Here is a 16,340-nt window from a genome sequence, read left to right on the forward strand (position 1 = left end):
GCTTAAGCGATTGGATTTTAGCTATTTCCCGGCAAAGGGCGCAGCAAACTCGTAGCGGGGTGGGGTGAGAGCCCCAATTCTTTCCAAAGCAAACTAACGCTCGCGCAAAGCTTCGTTCGACTTGTACAAGGGCTTGGTCAGATAGGTCAGAATCGTCTTGCCGCCGGTCTCCAGCTCGACATCCGCCTGCATGCCGGGCTTGATTTCCAAACCTTTCTGCCGCTCGGTGAACTTGGTCTGATCGACCGCCAATGTCACCTTGTAATGCGGATCGCCATTTGGATCGCGGGACCGCTCATCCTTGAACGTATCAGCGGAGATAAACACCACCTTGGCCTTCAAAGACCCGTAAATCGTATAGTCATAAGCCGATAGCTTGACCGTTGCATCCAAACCCTCACGGACCGAGGCGATGTCGCGCGGCTTCACCCGTGCCTCGATGAACACGGCGTCATCCAGCGGGATAATCTGCAAAATCTCTTCGCCCGGCTTTACAACGCCGCCAATCGTGGTGATCGACAACTTGTTGACCACGCCCTTCATCGGGGCCACCAATACGGTGCGCGACAACTGGTCCTGCGCCAGTTTCAGCTTTTGCCGCAGACTTGCCAGATCGCTTTCGGTCTTGGCGTAATCGGTTGCGCGTTCCATTTCCGTGGTGGTGCGCGCTTGGCTCAGCTTGTTCTTTGCATCGGAATTGTCTCGCCGCGCCCGCGTCACCTCGATCAGCGGCGCGATGTCCTGTTTGTACATTTTCTCCAGCAGTTCAGCCTCTTTCGAGGTCTGCTCCAGCACTGCTTTCGCACCTTCGACCCGCGCGTCATATTCGTCCAAACGTGCTGTCAGCAAAGATTTTTCCGAGGCAACCACCGCAGGCACCCGCTTGGCCATCACCTCTGGCACGTCGAAATCCGGCGCGCTGTTGATTTCGGCCTCGATCCGCAAACGGCGAATTTCCAGCGTGGCAATCTCGTCTGAAAGCTCGTCCACCGCCGCCTGATACTGCGTGCCATACAGCCGCGCCAATGTTTGCCCCGGCTCGACCACATCACCCTCGGCGACGTTCAACTCGGCGAGAATCCCACCTTCAAGGTTCTGAATAATCTGCGGGCGGCTTGAGGATACCACCTCGCCCTGCGCCCGCACGATTTCATCAACCCAAGCCACCGAGGCCCAGGCCACAAACACCACCATCACGGCCACGATCATCCAGATCGTGCGGCTGGGGCCACGGGTTTTCTCGGCAAAACTGTCGTCATAGGTGGCAAGGCTCATGGCTGCGCACCCCCAACCTGCATGGAAAAGGCCTTTTTCACCGGAGTGATGCTGCCAATCGCCACGCCAGCAGCCGGGGGTCGGCTTGAAGCGGGGGCCTGCGCCGCGACACCGCCGCCGTTCAGATGCGCCAGCACCGCTTCACGCGGACCATCCACCACCAGTCGCCCATTTTGCATGATCACCACACGGTTGGTCAGCTGCAAAATCGGCACGCGGTGGGTGGCAATGATCGCCGTGCGCCCGTCCAGCCAAGTCTTCAGCCGCGAAACCAACGTGGTTTCCAAAGTCTGATCCAGCGCCGCTGTGGGTTCATCCAGAATAGCAACCGCCGGATTTTGCAGCCAAATCCGCGCCCAGCCTATGCTTTGGCGCTGGCCAACCGACAAACCCTCACCCATCTCGCGGATTTCCAGATCAAGCCCGCGCGGATGACTGCGCACGAATGGCCCAAGCCCGGAAAAATCCAGCGCATCGAACAAGCGGTCGTCATTGCGCTCAAGCTGGCTCATGTTCAGGTTATCGCGCAAGGTTCCGGCGAACAGCCGCACCTCTTGTCCCAGATAGCCGACGCCGCGCCGCAAATCGCGCGGATGCACTTGGTTCAGATCAACGCCATCAATCAAAACCCGGCCTGCCGAGGGTTCGTAAAGCCCCGCCAGCACCCGAAGCAGCGTCGATTTGCCCGAGCCATTCGCCCCCAGCACCGCGATATGCTGCCCTGCCGGAATAGAAAGCCCGTTGATTTCCACTGTCGCCGCCGCTTTCGGATCATAGCGAAACTCGACATTGCGCAACTCGAACGCGCCCACCAGCTTGTCTCGGCGCAGATAGTGCCGCCCGGCTTCCTCGGCCTGATTGGACTGCGCAATCGCCTCCAACCCGTCCAGCGCCGCTTTCACATTGGTCCATTTCGACATGGTTGACGACAAAGCCGCGAGTGGCCCCAAGGTCCGCCCCGCTAGAATACCAATCGCGATGATCGTGCCCACGGTGAAATCGCCCGCAAACACAAGATATGCCCCGGCAACCACGGCCAAAATATAGGTCGCCTGCTGCACGCCCTGCGCCCAATAGCCCAGCATCGCCGTCAGATGGCGCTGATCGCTGGATTTCACTGCCGACAAAGTCGACAATTCAGCCCAGATCCGTTTGATCCGATCCTCGCCGCGTTGGGTGGTGACGGTTTCAGCCTCGAAGATCGCTTCATAGAGCAGCCGCGCCGCCCGCGTGGAGGCGCCCTGCGTGGCCGCCGTCAAAGCCACCATGCGCCTTTGAAACAGAAAGCCCGGCAGCACCATCAGGATGCCGCCTGCAATCAAGATCCACACCAGATTGCCGCCAATCGACGCCACCAGTGCCAGAAAAATCAAGATAAACGGCAAATCTGCCATCGTGCCGATCGTCGTCGCGGTGAAAAACTCGCGTACCGAAGAAAACTCGCGCATCGCGGCAAATAGGCTCGAAGGGCTGCGCTGACCTGGCCCGTGCTTCATGCCCAGCAGCTTGTCCATCAGCCGCGCCTGCACGCTCAGCTCTATCCGCTTGCCCGTGCTATCCATCAGCCCAGACCGCGCCAGCTTCAGCGCAGCTTCCAGCACAATCGCCAGCATCGCGCCCAAAGCCAGCACCCAAAGCGTCGGCTCCGATTGATACGGGATCACCCGATCATACACTTGCATCGAGAACAGCGACACCGCCACCGCCAGCATATTCGCCACCAGTGACCCTGCCGCCACCTCGCCCAATTGCCGCTTATAGCGTTTGAACTCGCCCCAGAACCAATGCGGAGTTTTGGCGGCTTCGACATGCCGGGTCTCCAGCTCGGCTACCGAAGTGCGCACCCGCAGCAGCCGCCCCGCATAAACCTGCGCGAAATCATCATGCGAGACTTCGGCCCGCATCGTGTCAACACTGGTGTCGTAAACTTCGACGCCATCGGCTGTTTCGCCCAACACCAGAACGATCTGGCCCGAGGTCATCTCGGCAAGGGCTGGCCAATGCTTAGGATCGGTTGCCTGCACCGGATCGACCTGTGCCGCGACGCCACAACTGCGCAACGCCCGCGCCACTTCTGGCAAACCCAACTGGCCCGCATCCGATGCCAGTTGAATCTGCTCGACCAGATCAGCCACCGCCAAATCTGTGCCGCAAAGCCCCGCGTAAACCGAGGCCAGCTGCGCCCGGTTTACAACCCGCGCATTGTGGCGGCCCTGTGGTGCCCGGTTGTCGACCGCAGTGCGCACGTCGCCCGCAGCCACGCGGCCTGCATTGATATCAAAGGCAACAACCCGATCATTCACATCCGTGCCCCATCTACCAACATCCCGCGATCGCGGGCAATTTCCAGATCAATCAGCGCCATGTCATACCGCAGCGAGGTTTGATCACGCTGCAGCCGCGCATAGGCATCATACTGCCCAACCAGTTCCAGCAGCGTCCGCCGCCCAACTTTGTATTGCTGGGTGAACAGATCAAGGTTGGCCCCGGTCTGCCGCACCACTTCGGCCCCCTGCGCCTGACGCGCGGCCAGATTGGCCTTCTGCGCCTGCAAGGCGACGATGCGGCGATTGGCGGTCTCGGCGGCCTCTGCCGTCTGCCGATCCACCACATCGCCGGTCTGCTGCAACGCAGCGATGTTATCCTTTGCGCCGGGGTTCAGCAGCCCTGCGCCATTCAACCGCACGCCCGGATTGATGCCGCTTTCATTCAAGCCCGCTGTCGCACCCAGCCCAAATTTCAGGCCAGCCAGTTGCATCTGTGCCTGCGCAATCGCCCGCGTGCCTTCGCCGTGCGCTTGTACCACCGACAAAGGCTCGGTCGTGCTGTCGTTAAGACCCGACAGCGTATCAATCCCGCTGATGCCATTCAGCGGTTGCCCCGCCAAAGCAGTCAGCTGCGCCATCTGGCTTGCCTCGGTCTGCATATCAACCGAGACCGTCGCCTGCATTTCAGCAACGCGCTGATTCAGAACCTGTTGCTCTGATCCATCTGACAAGCCGCCCGCGACGCGCTTGCCCATGATATTGTTGAACTCTTGCAGCCGCACAGCAGCCGATTGGCCGACCTGCGCCTGCGCCCGCGCCCGCTCGGCGTTGACATAATACGACAGACCCTCAAAGACGCGCTGGTTCATCGTGGTGGAAAGACTGACCGCAGCCACCTCGACATCAGCCGAGGCAAATGCCCGCTCGGCCTTGCGCCGTCCGTTGTCAAACAGCGCTTGCTCCAGCAGCATGCTTGCCGCCAAACCGCCCAAAGAGGTCAGATTGACCGACGGCCCAATGGATGGCAGCCAATTCTTCGCCTGTGCATTGGCCTTCAGCTGCGCCACGCGCAACTCTGCCTGCGCCGCGCCTGAGCCCGCAGTGATCACCGCGTCGGCCACTTTGGCATAGGCCCCGCCCGGCGGCAAAACCGACCGCCGCGCCTGCAAGTTTCCGATCAGACCTGTGCCTGCAGGCTGCCCCAAGGCACCCACCGAATTCGGTCCAGCATTTTCATGTGTTTGCAGCATCGAGGGCGCTTCCGCTCCCCCCATGCAACCTGCCAGCAGGGCAAGCCCTGCCAGCGCCGGGATAAGGCGTTTAACCCCGATCCCGGACCCGTTTTTGCGGTCCTTGGGCATGGCCCTTGTCCCGGATCAGACGCCAGTGCTCGTGTTCACGACGATATCGTCGTCCACCAGCACCGAAGCGCCACTGCTGCCCAAGGTGTAAAGCGTATAGCTTTCGCCGTTCACCATCTGATGGCCGCCAGCAACTGCACCCGCGATATTCACCTGATCATCGCCAGCACCCCGGATCGTCATCTGCTGATCCGCACCAGTCAGGTTGTTGATCTGCGCCTCGGTCAGCGTCAGCGTCGCATGCGACGACGTCAGGTCAATCGTCCCGAAATCAAAGCCTTGCAGACCTTCCCGACCCAGATCGACCGTCACGCCCGTGGTCGATCGCAAATACAGCGTACTTTGCTCGTTGCCTGCCGCATCGGTGTCGTTGATCACCAGATAGCTGCCATCGGCAACCGGATTGGTGAAGAACGCCCAGTGGCTTGGCACATTGGTGCCGTTGACATCGACGCCCGCATCAAACTGCGCCGTGGTGTGCAGATCAATCGCTGCACCCGTCGCCGCAACCGCATGATAGGTCAAGGCGTCTGGCGAAACCGCCGAAGCCACACCCGAGATCAGGTTGCCTGTGCCCGCATCATTGGTGATCCATGGATCGCTTGGCATCACAGTGTCATACTGGAAGCTGTCGGTGTAGCTGGCAGTGTTGCCCGCATGATCCGTCGCCGTCACCGTCACCGTGGTGGTGCCTTCGCCGGTTGGCAAAGACGATGCCGGGAAGGTCGCACTCCACAGCCCGTTCGCGCCGACCGAAGTCGTCACTTCCGACCCATTTGCCAGATGCAGAACCAGTGTCGAGAACGGCTCTGACGTGCCAGTCAGCGTCAGACCTGCTGCGCGCTCGGCTGCGTTCAAGATGTCGTCGCCCGCAATCACCTCTGCATGGGTGAAGTTGCGCACGATTGTGTCCACCGCAACTTGTTCAGTCAGGGTCGAGACGTTGCCAACATGATCGGTCGCAACCGCCGTCAAAGTCACCGAGTTTTCGCCCGCCGGGATTTCGCCCGCGGGAATGGTGAAGCTCCAGCTGCCATCTGCCGCCACGTTTGCCGCATGCTGCGCGCCGCTGCCGAACCTGATCATGACGGTCGAGCCCGCTTCGACATGGCCCGTCACGGTCAAGCCGCTGGTGGCCTCTGCCGCGTTCAGGATATTGTCTGAACCGGTCGAAAGCGTTGCGCGGTCAAACGGCACAACCTCGGTATCGACATTCACAGTGTGGCTGCTGGTCGCCGTGTTGCCCAAAGCATCCGTTGCAACAGCCGTCGCGGTGGCCGTGTAAGTGCCCGAGCGGATCTCGCTGGACGAGAAATTCGCCGTCCAAGTGCCGCCGCTGGTCGCGGTGACAGTATGGCTGACACCATCCATCGTCACCACCACCGTCGCACCGGCTTCGGCAGTGCCAGTCAGCGCCACGCCAACGGCTTCTTCTGCACCGCTGATGATATCATCGCCACCCGCTTGGCCGACGTTGATCGCAACATTGGTTTCGGTATCGACATGAACGCTGTGTGTGGCGGTGGCAGAGTTGCCAGCCGCATCCGTCGCGGTCACCGATACCACGGTGTCATAAGTGCCTGCGCGCACTTCGCTGGCCGCGAAATTCACGCTCCAGGTGCCGGCGCTGGTTGCTGTGACAGTGTGGCTGACGCCACCCATGGTGACAACAACGGTTGCGCCCGCATCTGCGGTGCCCGTCAGCGCCACGCCTGCCGCTTTCTCTGCGCCAGAAATCGCATCATCGCCGCCTGCCTGACCCGCCGGGATCGCAACCGCGATCTGGGTGTCAACATGCAACAGATGGCTGGTGGTCGCGGTGTTGCCAACGCTGTCCACCGACGACACTTGTACGGTCGAATCGTAGGTTCCGCCGCGCACTTCACTGCTGGTGTAATTGGCCGTCCAAGTGCCATTCGCGCCTGCGGTCACGGTCCTGGTGACGCCTTCAAACGTCACCGTCACCTGCGCTCCGGCTTCAGCGGTGCCGGTCAAGGTCAGCCCAGACGACGCTTCCGCAGAGTTGACCATGTCATCGCCGCCAGCCTGACCCGGATTCACTGCAACCGAGGTCTGGGTGTCGACATGCAGGTTATGCGTGGTCGAAGCCGTGTTGCCCGCCAGATCGGTCGAGGTTACCGAAACCACCGAGTCATAGGTGCCTTGGCGGATTTCGCTGGTGCTGAACGTCGCGATCCAAGTGCCGTTCGATCCCGCTGTCACAGTATGCGACACGCCTTCCAGCGTCACCACAACCGTGGCACCCGGCTCAGCCGTGCCAGTCAATGCCACTCCGGCCGCAGCCTCGCTGCCCGAGATCACATCATCGCCGCCGGACTGGCCGTTGTTCACCGTCACCGCAGTTTCAGTGTCAACATGCACCACTTGCGTGGCGGTCGCGGTGTTGCCAAAGCTGTCGGTCGCCGTGGCTGTCGCCGTCGAGGTATATGTTCCCGCAGTAACCGCACCTGCCGGATAGGTTACCGTCCACACGCCACTCGAATTGGCAACCGTGGTCAAGGTCGTGCCGTTCCACACCACCGAAACCGAAGACCCAGCCTGCGCAGTGCCGTTCAGCACCACACCCGCCGCCGCTTCCGCCGCGTTCACCGTGCCATCGCCGCCCGGAGTGCCGGTGAAAGCCACCGAAGTCTGCGTATCCACCGCGAAAGTGTGGGAAGAAGTCGAGACGTTGCCGTGGTTGTCGGTCGAAGTTGCCGTGATGGTCTGGGTATACTCGCCAGCGGGCAGGGTGCCGACCGGATAGGTCGTGGTCCAATGCCCATCGGTGCCTACCACCACAGTGTTCGTCACGCCGTTCAGCGTCACTTGCAGCGTTGCACCAGCAATCGAGGTGCCATTCACCACAAGACCGGTCGCGTTCTCGACAAAGTTCACTCTGTCATCGCCGGTCACGGCGTCAAAGTTGATCGGGTTCGGGATGGTGTCGACAACCAAAGCATCATTCAGGGTGGTCGAGTTGCCAGCCGCGTCGGTGGCCCGCACCACCACCGGAATTTCATATTCGCCGGGGTCGACCTGTGTTGTCGGGAAGGTCACGGTCCAATGACCGTCACTGCCGACCGTGGTGGTCTGGGTATGGCCATTGACCAGAACAGAGATCGCCGCACCCGGTTCGCTGGTGCCGCCAATCACCACGCCGTTCACATAATCCGCGCCGTTTTCGACATGGTTCACCGATCTGGTGCCCTCGGTGATGGTCACCGCAGGCGGGGTTGTGTCGGGCGTGCCGCCGCCACCACCACCGCCGCCGCCACCGCCGCCGCCACCACCACCGCCACCAACAGCGCCAATGACTGCAATCGCACCAGCGCCCGCCGCAATCGCGCCCAAACCGCCAAGACCGCCCAACAGGCCCGGCACGAACGGCGCCATCCCGGCAGGCTCGTTCGACACCATCGCCACATCGGCAATGCTATCCGCTTGGGTAAAGCGCATTTCGTCCAAGGGGCTCCACTTGTCCCAGCCGCTGACCGGGCCATAATTGGCCGCCAACACGCCGTCCTGACCTTCGTGAACGATCACCTCGGTGATTTCGCCCTCAGACGACAGGTACAGATGGTTCACATCGCCCGGCTGCTCGTTGAAGTAGTTGCTCAGCACGATGCTGCGTCCATCCGACAGCTTGATCAGCAAATCGCCGCCGTGCTGCTCATAGGCAACAACGCTTGCCTGCGAGAGGTTTAGCGAAACCGAATCGCCCGAACCCACCTGAATGAAATTGCCTTGGCTGTCACCAGCCACGCTGCCACGCTGCGCACCGCCCGCACCAGTGCGAACAGCGAAATCAATCGCTTTAACCATCGTACTACTCCGCCTCAAAAGCCCGGACTTTGGCGCCCGAGTGTTATACGCCCCACTTTCGGGGGCTGATTGAGGAAAAAGATATCGAGGTTCCGATGCAATTTCCAGTGTTTAGACGGGGCATGATTCGTTTTTGCTCAATTTCCCCCTCAATTCCGCCACATTTGCGGCTTTCGCGTTACAGATGGATTACTTTGCTACAGCCTTCACGGCTGAGGGCTGCGCATTGCGCACCCTATGGTTGTAATTTGAAGGCTGCGGTGCTTGATCGCACATGAACTTCGTCGTCTATACCACGGCCCCGCACAGCATTTTCCTGATTTGCACGCTCCACCGCTGATTGGGCCGCCCCGCCTGATGCACCGCGTCTAAGCTGGCGCCAAAGACATTTGCCGCAAATCCTTCGCCTGCGACGACAGCTTCGGCCCTCAGCCGCCCAGCCGTTGCAACAGCCGCACATACGCTGTCTGGCCGAGGCGAAAAGCCTCCAGCCGAAAGAACTCATTCGGCGCGTGCAGGTTCTCGTCATCATGCGAAAACCCGAACATCACAGCATGAACGCCCAACACGTCCAGCAAGGTCGTCATCACCGGGATCGACCCACCCAATCGTGTCCGGTAAGGCCGTTTGCCATACACCTCCTCCAACACCTGCGCCGCGACTCCGGTGGCATTATGCCCCGATGGCACCAGAAACGGACCCGCCCCGCCTTGCCCCGGCAGCAACTCTGCCGTCACCCCCGCCGGGCAATGCGCCTGCACATGCGCAGCCAAAGCCGCCAAGACCGCCGCCGGATCTTGCGCCGCCACCAATCGACACGTGATCTTGGCCCGCGCCTCTGCTGGCAAAACGGTTTTCGACCCAATTCCCTGCCAGCCACTCGTCAGCCCGTTCACATCCAGCGTCGGCCGCGCCCACAGCCGTTCCCGCGTTGAATAGCCCAGCTCGCCAAACACCGACACCGCACCCGTTTCCGCAAGATAACTGACCTCATCATAGGGTATCCGCGCGATGGCCGCGCGGTCATCGAGGCCCAGATCAATCACATCGTCATAAAACCCTTCGACCGTCACCAACCCATCCGCCGATTTCATCGAAGCCAGCAGATGCGCCAAAGCCATCGCCGGATTGGCAATCCCGCCACCATGCAGGCCCGAGTGTTGATCCGACCGCGGCCCCCGCACCACGATTTCCGCCTTCACCAGCCCTTTCAACGCCTCGACAATCTGCGGCTGATCTGGCGCATATTGCAGCCCATCCGCCGAGAAAATCATATCCGCCGTCAGCCGATCGACATTGGCGGCGACAAATGGCGGCAGATCAGGCGAGCCGATCTCTTCCTGCCCCTCAAAGAAAAACTTCACATTCACCGGCAGTCGGCCCGTGGTTTTCAGCAGCGATTCCACCGCCAGAATCGGCACCAACATGCCGCCCTTGTCATCCGAAGCCCCGCGCCCCCAAACCCGACCATCCCGGATCTCAGGTTCAAACGGCGGGCTGTCCCACAGATCAAATGGCTCGGCGGGTTGTACGTCAAAATGCCCGTAAATCAGCACCGTCGGCTTGTCCGCGCCGGCATGAAGCCAATGGCCGCAGACCACCGGATGCCCGTCCGTGGGCAGCACCTCCGCACCCTCCACTCCCGCCGCCGTCAACCGTGCCGCCACCCAGTCCGCAGCCCTGACCACATCAGGGATATTCTCAGGCTTGGCCGAAACCGAGGGTATCCGCACAAACGCAAGCAATTCCTGCACAAACCGCGCCTGCTCTGCATCAAGATACTGGTTCGAGTCCATGCTACGTCTCCTTCTTGCCACCCAAGGCTAGACCATCGCCACACCAGCGGTAAACCCAATCCTCGTTCGTTTTCCGCTGATAATTCAGGCAGAGATTGACAGATCCACCAGCGCTCGATACCGATTGTGAAAACGTTTCCATACGAAGGATTGCACCATGAAAGCCGCCCGCCTCAACCGCCTGTTCGCGCCTTCGGGCAACTGCTTTGACGTGGCGATCGACCACGGCATGTTTAACGAAGCCTCGTTCCTTGGCGGCATTGAAAACATGACCAAATCCATCCAGACCGTTGCCGCCGCCGCCCCCGATGCGATCCAACTTCCCCCCGGCACCGCGAAAATCCTGCAGGCCATCCCCGGCAAGAACCGCCCCGCGCTGGTTTTGCGCACCGACATTGCGAACGTCTACGGCACTCCCTTGCCGCGCAGCCTGTATTCCGAAGTCATCGACCGCCCGGTTCAACAGGGTCTCGTCCTCGACGCCGCCTGCATTGTCGTCAACCTGCTGCTGCTGCCCAACCAGCCCGACCTTTACCGCGATTGCGTCCGCAACGTGAACGCCCTGAAGCGCGAATGTGAGATCATGGGCATGCCCCTGATGGTCGAACCCCTCGTGATGCAAGACAATTCCAAGGGCGGCTATATGGTCGATGGCGACATCACCAAAATCCTGCCGCTGGTCCGCCAAGCCGCCGAACTTGGCGCTGACATCATCAAGGCTGACCCCTGCACCGATGTCTCCGAATATCACCGCGTCATCGAAATCGCCCAAGGCGTGCCGGTTCTGGTGCGTGGCGGCGGTCGCGTGTCCGACGCCGAAATTCTGTCGCGCACGCATCAGCTGATGCAGCAAGGCGCGCGCGGCATCGTCTATGGCCGCAATGTCGTGCAACACGCCAACCCCGGCGGCATGACCCGTGCTTTGATGGCGATTGTGCATGACAAAGCCACCGCCGCCGACGCCGCCAAGCATCTGGCCTGACCCATGCAGGAAATCCGCTTCGGTATCATTGGTTGCGGCTTGATGGGCCGCGAATTCGCCTCCGCCGCCGCGCGTTGGCTACACCTTACCAATCCCAAAGCCAAACCGCGCATCGTCGCGGTCTGCGACACCAACCCCGCCTTGATGGATTGGTTCGCCACCCATCTGGGCGCGATCCAGACCACCACCGACTACCACGCCCTACTGGCCAACCCAGAGGTTGACGCAGTTTACTGCGCCGTGCCGCATGTGCTGCACGCACAGATGTATCCCGATATTCTGGCCGCCGGAAAACACCTGTTTGGTGAAAAGCCTTTCGGCATGGATGCCGCCCAGAACCGCGCGATCATGGCCGCCGTCGCAGCGCATCCCGACCTCATTGTGCGCTGCTCGTCCGAGATGCCATTCTACCCCGGCGCGCAAAAGGTCATCGACTTTGTGAACTCGGGCGCGGTCGGCGAGATCCTCGAAGTCGAGGCCAGCTTCCTCCATTCGTCCGACATCAACCCCGACAAGGTGATCAACTGGAAGCGCATGCAAGCCGTCAACGGCGAGTACGGCTGCATGGGCGATCTCGGGATGCATGTTCTGCACGTCCCCCTTCGCCTCGGCTGGCGTCCCGATACAGTGCAAGCCAGCCTTGTCAAACGAGTCTCCCAGCGTCCTGACGGCAAAGGCAATCTGGTCCCCTGCGAGACATGGGATAACGCCACCATCACCGCGCGCGTCCCCACCGATTACGGCAATTTCCCAATGGTGCTAAAGACTTGGCGCATAGCCCCGGGCGAGGCCAACACGTGGTCGCTGCGCGTGCTTGGCATGAAGGGCTCTGCGTTTTTCACCACCAAATCGCCGCGCCAATGGCAGTTCATGCACTACAAGAACGGCGGCAACCAAACCTGGCAAACCGAAGACCTCGGCTACACCCCGCTTTTTCCCGGCCTCACGGGCGGCATCTTCGAGTTTGGCTTCACCGATGCCATTCAGCAAATGTGGGCCGCCTATATCGACGAACTTGCAGGCGGCGATGCTGCGGGCTTCCCCTGCGCCCATCCGTCCGAGGCTGCAGCGCATCACGCCGTGCTGACCGCAGCCCTGACCGCAGGCCGCGAAAACCGCACCGTCGCCGTGGATTACGCATGACGACGCTTGCGCCAAGACAAGGCATCGCCTGCGCCGGAAACTGGATCGTTGATATCGTCCACAGCATCGACGCGTGGCCGCAGAAAAGCGAACTTGTCCGCATCCGCCACGAGGCCACAGGCGTCGGCGGCGGTGCAGCCAATGTCATCCTCGACCTCGCCGCTTTTCAAACGGGCCTGCCGCTTTACGCGGTGGGTCTGATCGGCACGGACACGCACGCTGACCTCTGCCTTGCGGCCTGCAAAGCGGCCAAGGTCGACACGCGCTGGCTGAAACAAACCGCCACCCACCCGACCGCCCACACCCAAGTCATGAACGTCCCCGGTGACAGCCGCACCTTCTTTTACCATCCCGGTGCCAATGACGCCCTCGCGGAATCTGATATCCCGGTCGAGGCCATCGCCGCCGAAAACGCCAAGATCTTTTACCTCGGCTATCCGAACCTGCTTGCCACGCTTGATGCCGTCGAACCTGACGGAGAAACCCCCGCCGCACGCCTTCTGTCGCGTGCCCGCGCCGCAGGCATGATCACCTGCGTCGATCTTGTGTCCGCCGCCAATGCCGATTTTGCGGCCACCGTCAAAGCCACGTTACCGCACGCAGATTACCTGTTTCTGAACGAAATCGAGGCCGCCCGCGCCACCAACCGCGCCGATATCGCCCCCGACGACCGCGCCCGCTTGCTGGAAGCCGCAACTGCGCTGCAAGCCGCAGGTGCGAAGACCGTGATCCTGCACACCGGCACCCTTGCGCTTTGGCTGGAAGATGCTGCGCTCTGGTCCAGCCCCGATCCTGTCGATCCTGCCGAAATTCTCAGCCCAGTCGGTGCCGGCGATGCCTTTTGCGCCGGTGCCATCTACGCAATCCACCAAGGCCAAGGCCCGGCCCAAGCGCTCCGCCTCGGTCACAAAGCCGCCGCAGCCTCATTGAAAGGTGCGACGGCGACGGATGGCATCCCACCGCTGGCCGTTCTGAACCTTTAAAACGTATCTGAAAATTTTTATCCTCTGTGCGCAAATATCCCACGGGGGGCCGGGGGTATGAATCCCCCTGCGCGGCCTATCCGGCAACTGGCCCCTCAGCAACTGGCCCGGTGGTATCGCGCAGCACCAACCGCAATGGCAAGGCTTCCATCGGCACAGCTTGCCCCGCGATCAAGCCGCACAACTGCGCAACCGCCTGCACCCCGATCTCGCGCAGCGGCTGCGCCACGGTGGTCAAGGCAGGCAGCACATAGCGCGCCTCTGGCAAGTCATCAAAGCCGATCACCGATACATCCCCCGGCACCGAAAGCCCCATCCCGATCGCCGCATGCACCGCCGCAATCGCGGCAATATCGGTGGTTCCAATCACTGCCGTCAGCCCCTTGGTCATCACCTGCGCTGCCAAAACCCGGCACGCATCGAAATCATGCGCATCCCCCAAGGCGACGCGCGCCGCCAACCCGGCCTCGGCCAGACGCTTCTCCACCCCCAGCACCCGCGCCTGCACCGGAGGGCTGTGCCGCGGCGCGCCAATCACCGCAAACCGCCGATGCCCCAATGCCAAAAGATGCTCGGCCATCATCCGCCCGCCTGCGTGATGATCCACCGCAACGCTGACCGCAGCCAGCCCCGGAAAGCCACGATCCAGCCCGACAATCGGCACGCCTGCATCCACAAGGCGCTGATATTGCCTGCTATCTTCCAAAACACTCGCCGCCAGCACGCCATCGACCTGCTGTGACAACAGCATCGAGATATACCGCGCCTCTTGATCCGCACTTTCATCGGTGCAGCAGATCAGCGCCTGATAGCCGCGCCGGAACAGCTCGCGCTCCAATACATGCGCCATGATGCCAAAAAACGGCACATCCAGCGCGGGCAGCACCACCCCGACCATCCAGCTTGCGCCACTGCGCATCCGCCGCGCACCGGCATTGGGCGTATAGTCCAACTCGGCAATCGCGCGCTCGACGCGGGCGCGGGTAGCCGCCGCCACATAGCCGCTGTGATTGATCACCCGCGACACCGTCGCCACCGAGGCCCCGGCCCGCGCAGCAATGTCACGAATACTGCTCATCCCAAACTCCCGGTGCCATGCTTTCGTGCTAGCCACATATCCGCCTTGTGTCAAAGCGCCCCCGGCTTTATCGCTTGCGCAACCCGCCAGATCGGAGCCCCCCATGCCATCCCCCTTGCACCGCGCTGTCACCCTGCTTGCCCTGCTTGTGCTGTGCAGCTGTCAGGTCGGCGGCGGTTTCACGTCATCGCGTGCCGCCCCGGTTTTAGGAGGTGCGTTGCAGATCGGTGTGCCGCCCGGCTATTGCATTGATGGCAAGGCCAGCCGCGAAAGCAAAGACACCGCGGTGATCCTGATGGGCCGCTGCACGGATGCGATGAAAGCCACCCCGGCGCTGATCACGGTCTCGATCGGGCAAAGTGGCTCTGCGGGGGTGATGACCGCAGGTGGCCCGGCACTTGCCGCCTATTTTGCTTCGTCGCAGGGCCGCGCCACGCTGTCACGCTCGGGCCGTGCCGCCGATGTGCGCCTTATATCAGCTTTGGGCGCGGGGGATGCGTTCCTGTTGCATCTGCAAGACCGCAGCGCGGGCGAGTATTGGCGCGCGGTGATCGGCGTCAAAGCCCGGCTTGTCACGGTCTCTGCCACTGGCACCGACGCTCTGCCACTGGATCCGGCAGAGGGACGCCGGGTGCTGGATCAGGCGTTGGACGCCTTGCGCGCCGCCAACAAAGCCCCGGCCTGACCAGAATCTCGACGAACTTCTCGGCAGTTCTGGCCAATCGCTTGTCTTTGGGGTGGAGTATTAAGATTTTTGCAGCAATAACAGCATAGTTTCCATAGGCTCAACAATGCGCACGAAAGGCGTTGGGCGCGGCAGCAGCATCACAGAACATTCAGGAAGGCTTCATGGCGGGGCAAATGTCAGGATTACTAGATCGGCTGCTGCACAGGCGCAGCTTGCGCCGTTGGGGCGAGGCTGCCGATGCAGCACCCGGCACCGATCTTGATGGCTTGCGCGGCATGCGCGCACGCGCACGCGCGTTGCGCCGTAATCTTGACCGCGTGATCCACGAGGCCGAGCATCGCCTTGCCCTGCCTGTGATCGGCTCCAACATCATCCGCAAACCACTTGGCACCGATTGGGCGTGGCGGCCAGAGCTGTGGAAAGGCACGATCCCGGTGCCCGGTTTTGCCTCGGTCCCCGGCAAAGCGCCGATTTATGAAGGCGCCACAGTGTTTCACGATTGCCGCCGCTCGGAACTCACCGTGCGCCAGATCCGCAACACGCGCGAGGCTGACATCGCTCCGTTCGGCTTTCGCATGGATGTGTTCCGCTTTGACGGCTCGTTCTTGTCGCTGGTGGTCGATCTGCCCGAAGACGCGGCGCGTGGCCTGAAACAACAGCATGTGATCCGCATGGATGTGATCGTCGAGATGGAAAAGCCGCTGGAAATCTTTGCCCGGCTGAACATCAAACACGGTCCGAACATCGAACAGATCGTCCGCGAACTGCCGCTGAATGAAGAAGAGGTGATGGTCGAATTTGACCTCGCCTATTCCAAGATCAATGAAAAGCGGGTCGAAAAACTGTGGGTTGACCTGATCTTTGAAGGCCCCGAAATGAACCAGATCATCCTGCGCGATGTGACTTTCTCGCGCCGTCCGCGCGCCGAACTCTGAGGTTGTG

At 61.4% G+C, this 16,340-nt stretch carries 11 protein-coding genes; 5 read left to right on the forward strand and 6 right to left on the reverse strand.

The window, feature by feature from the left end; all coding sequences use genetic code 11:
* Positions 1–93 precede the first annotated feature (93 nt).
* From QQJ98_RS00930 to QQJ98_RS00950, 5 genes are all read right to left on the reverse strand, one after another.
* The gene (locus QQJ98_RS00930) at positions 94–1,275 is read right to left on the reverse strand and encodes an HlyD family type I secretion periplasmic adaptor subunit (RefSeq protein WP_284323440.1); all 1,182 of its coding nucleotides are present in this window, start codon (positions 1,273–1,275) and stop codon (positions 94–96) included.
* Positions 1,272–3,578: an ATP-binding cassette domain-containing protein gene (locus QQJ98_RS00935; RefSeq protein WP_284323441.1), complete on the reverse strand. Its 2,307-nt coding sequence runs from the start codon at positions 3,576–3,578 to the stop codon at positions 1,272–1,274. Before QQJ98_RS00935 ends, QQJ98_RS00930 begins: the two co-directional genes overlap by 4 nt.
* Positions 3,575–4,903: a TolC family protein gene (locus QQJ98_RS00940; RefSeq protein ID WP_284323442.1), complete on the reverse strand. Its 1,329-nt coding sequence runs from the start codon at positions 4,901–4,903 to the stop codon at positions 3,575–3,577. Before QQJ98_RS00940 ends, QQJ98_RS00935 begins: the two co-directional genes overlap by 4 nt.
* Positions 4,904–4,918: 15 nt before the next feature.
* On the reverse strand, positions 4,919–8,728 hold the full coding sequence (locus QQJ98_RS00945; protein ID WP_284323443.1) for a beta strand repeat-containing protein: 3,810 nt from the start codon (positions 8,726–8,728) through the stop codon (positions 4,919–4,921).
* A gap of 428 nt (positions 8,729–9,156) precedes the next feature.
* A complete protein-coding gene (locus QQJ98_RS00950; protein ID WP_284323444.1) occupies positions 9,157–10,524 on the reverse strand; it encodes a dipeptidase in 1,368 nt (455 codons plus the stop codon).
* A gap of 157 nt (positions 10,525–10,681) precedes the next feature.
* On the opposite strand from QQJ98_RS00950, the gene QQJ98_RS00955 reads away from it, so the two are divergent.
* From QQJ98_RS00955 to QQJ98_RS00965, 3 genes are read left to right on the forward strand one after another with little or no spacing between them, the layout of a single operon-like run.
* Complete coding sequence (locus QQJ98_RS00955; protein ID WP_284323445.1) at positions 10,682–11,506, forward strand: class I fructose-bisphosphate aldolase; 825 nt, start codon at positions 10,682–10,684, stop codon at positions 11,504–11,506.
* 3 nt (positions 11,507–11,509) lie between these two features.
* Positions 11,510–12,649 carry a Gfo/Idh/MocA family protein gene (locus tag QQJ98_RS00960; RefSeq protein ID WP_284323446.1) on the forward strand — a complete coding sequence of 380 codons (1,140 nt, stop codon included), beginning with the start codon at positions 11,510–11,512 and terminating at the stop codon, positions 12,647–12,649.
* Entirely contained in the window at positions 12,646–13,632 is a 987-nt protein-coding gene (locus tag QQJ98_RS00965) for a carbohydrate kinase family protein (RefSeq protein WP_284323447.1), read from the forward strand. Before QQJ98_RS00960 ends, QQJ98_RS00965 begins: the two co-directional genes overlap by 4 nt.
* Positions 13,633–13,708: 76 nt before the next feature.
* Here the strand turns inward: QQJ98_RS00965 and QQJ98_RS00970 are convergent, their stop codons facing one another.
* A complete protein-coding gene (locus QQJ98_RS00970) occupies positions 13,709–14,710 on the reverse strand; it encodes a LacI family DNA-binding transcriptional regulator (RefSeq protein WP_284323448.1) in 1,002 nt (333 codons plus the stop codon).
* A 103-nt stretch (positions 14,711–14,813) separates the two neighbouring features.
* Between QQJ98_RS00970 and QQJ98_RS00975 the strand changes: the two genes are divergently transcribed.
* Positions 14,814–15,395, forward strand: coding sequence for a hypothetical protein (locus QQJ98_RS00975; protein ID WP_284323449.1), 582 nt, complete (start codon positions 14,814–14,816; stop codon positions 15,393–15,395).
* A 176-nt stretch (positions 15,396–15,571) separates the two neighbouring features.
* Complete coding sequence (locus QQJ98_RS00980; protein WP_284323450.1) at positions 15,572–16,333, forward strand: DUF6478 family protein; 762 nt, start codon at positions 15,572–15,574, stop codon at positions 16,331–16,333.
* Positions 16,334–16,340 lie beyond the last annotated feature (7 nt).

Source organism: Cypionkella aquatica, from assembly GCF_030161095.1.
In the GTDB taxonomy this organism is placed as follows: Bacteria; Pseudomonadota; Alphaproteobacteria; order Rhodobacterales; family Rhodobacteraceae; genus Cypionkella; species Cypionkella aquatica.

Bases quoted from the DNA above. Each gene is read 5' to 3' on its own strand.
- QQJ98_RS00960 (WP_284323446.1), top strand. From the start codon at position 11,510: ATGCAGGAAATCCGCTTCGGTATCATTGGTTGCGGCTTGATGGGCCGC.
- QQJ98_RS00930 (WP_284323440.1), bottom strand. From the start codon at position 1,275: ATGAGCCTTGCCACCTATGACGACAGTTTTGCCGAGAAAACCCGTGGC.
- QQJ98_RS00970 (WP_284323448.1), bottom strand. From the start codon at position 14,710: ATGAGCAGTATTCGTGACATTGCTGCGCGGGCCGGGGCCTCGGTGGCG.
- QQJ98_RS00980 (WP_284323450.1), top strand. From the start codon at position 15,572: ATGTCAGGATTACTAGATCGGCTGCTGCACAGGCGCAGCTTGCGCCGT.
- QQJ98_RS00940 (WP_284323442.1), bottom strand. From the start codon at position 4,903: ATGCCCAAGGACCGCAAAAACGGGTCCGGGATCGGGGTTAAACGCCTT.
- QQJ98_RS00945 (WP_284323443.1), bottom strand. From the start codon at position 8,728: ATGGTTAAAGCGATTGATTTCGCTGTTCGCACTGGTGCGGGCGGTGCG.
- QQJ98_RS00975 (WP_284323449.1), top strand. From the start codon at position 14,814: ATGCCATCCCCCTTGCACCGCGCTGTCACCCTGCTTGCCCTGCTTGTG.
- QQJ98_RS00955 (WP_284323445.1), top strand. From the start codon at position 10,682: ATGAAAGCCGCCCGCCTCAACCGCCTGTTCGCGCCTTCGGGCAACTGC.
- QQJ98_RS00950 (WP_284323444.1), bottom strand. From the start codon at position 10,524: ATGGACTCGAACCAGTATCTTGATGCAGAGCAGGCGCGGTTTGTGCAG.
- QQJ98_RS00965 (WP_284323447.1), top strand. From the start codon at position 12,646: ATGACGACGCTTGCGCCAAGACAAGGCATCGCCTGCGCCGGAAACTGG.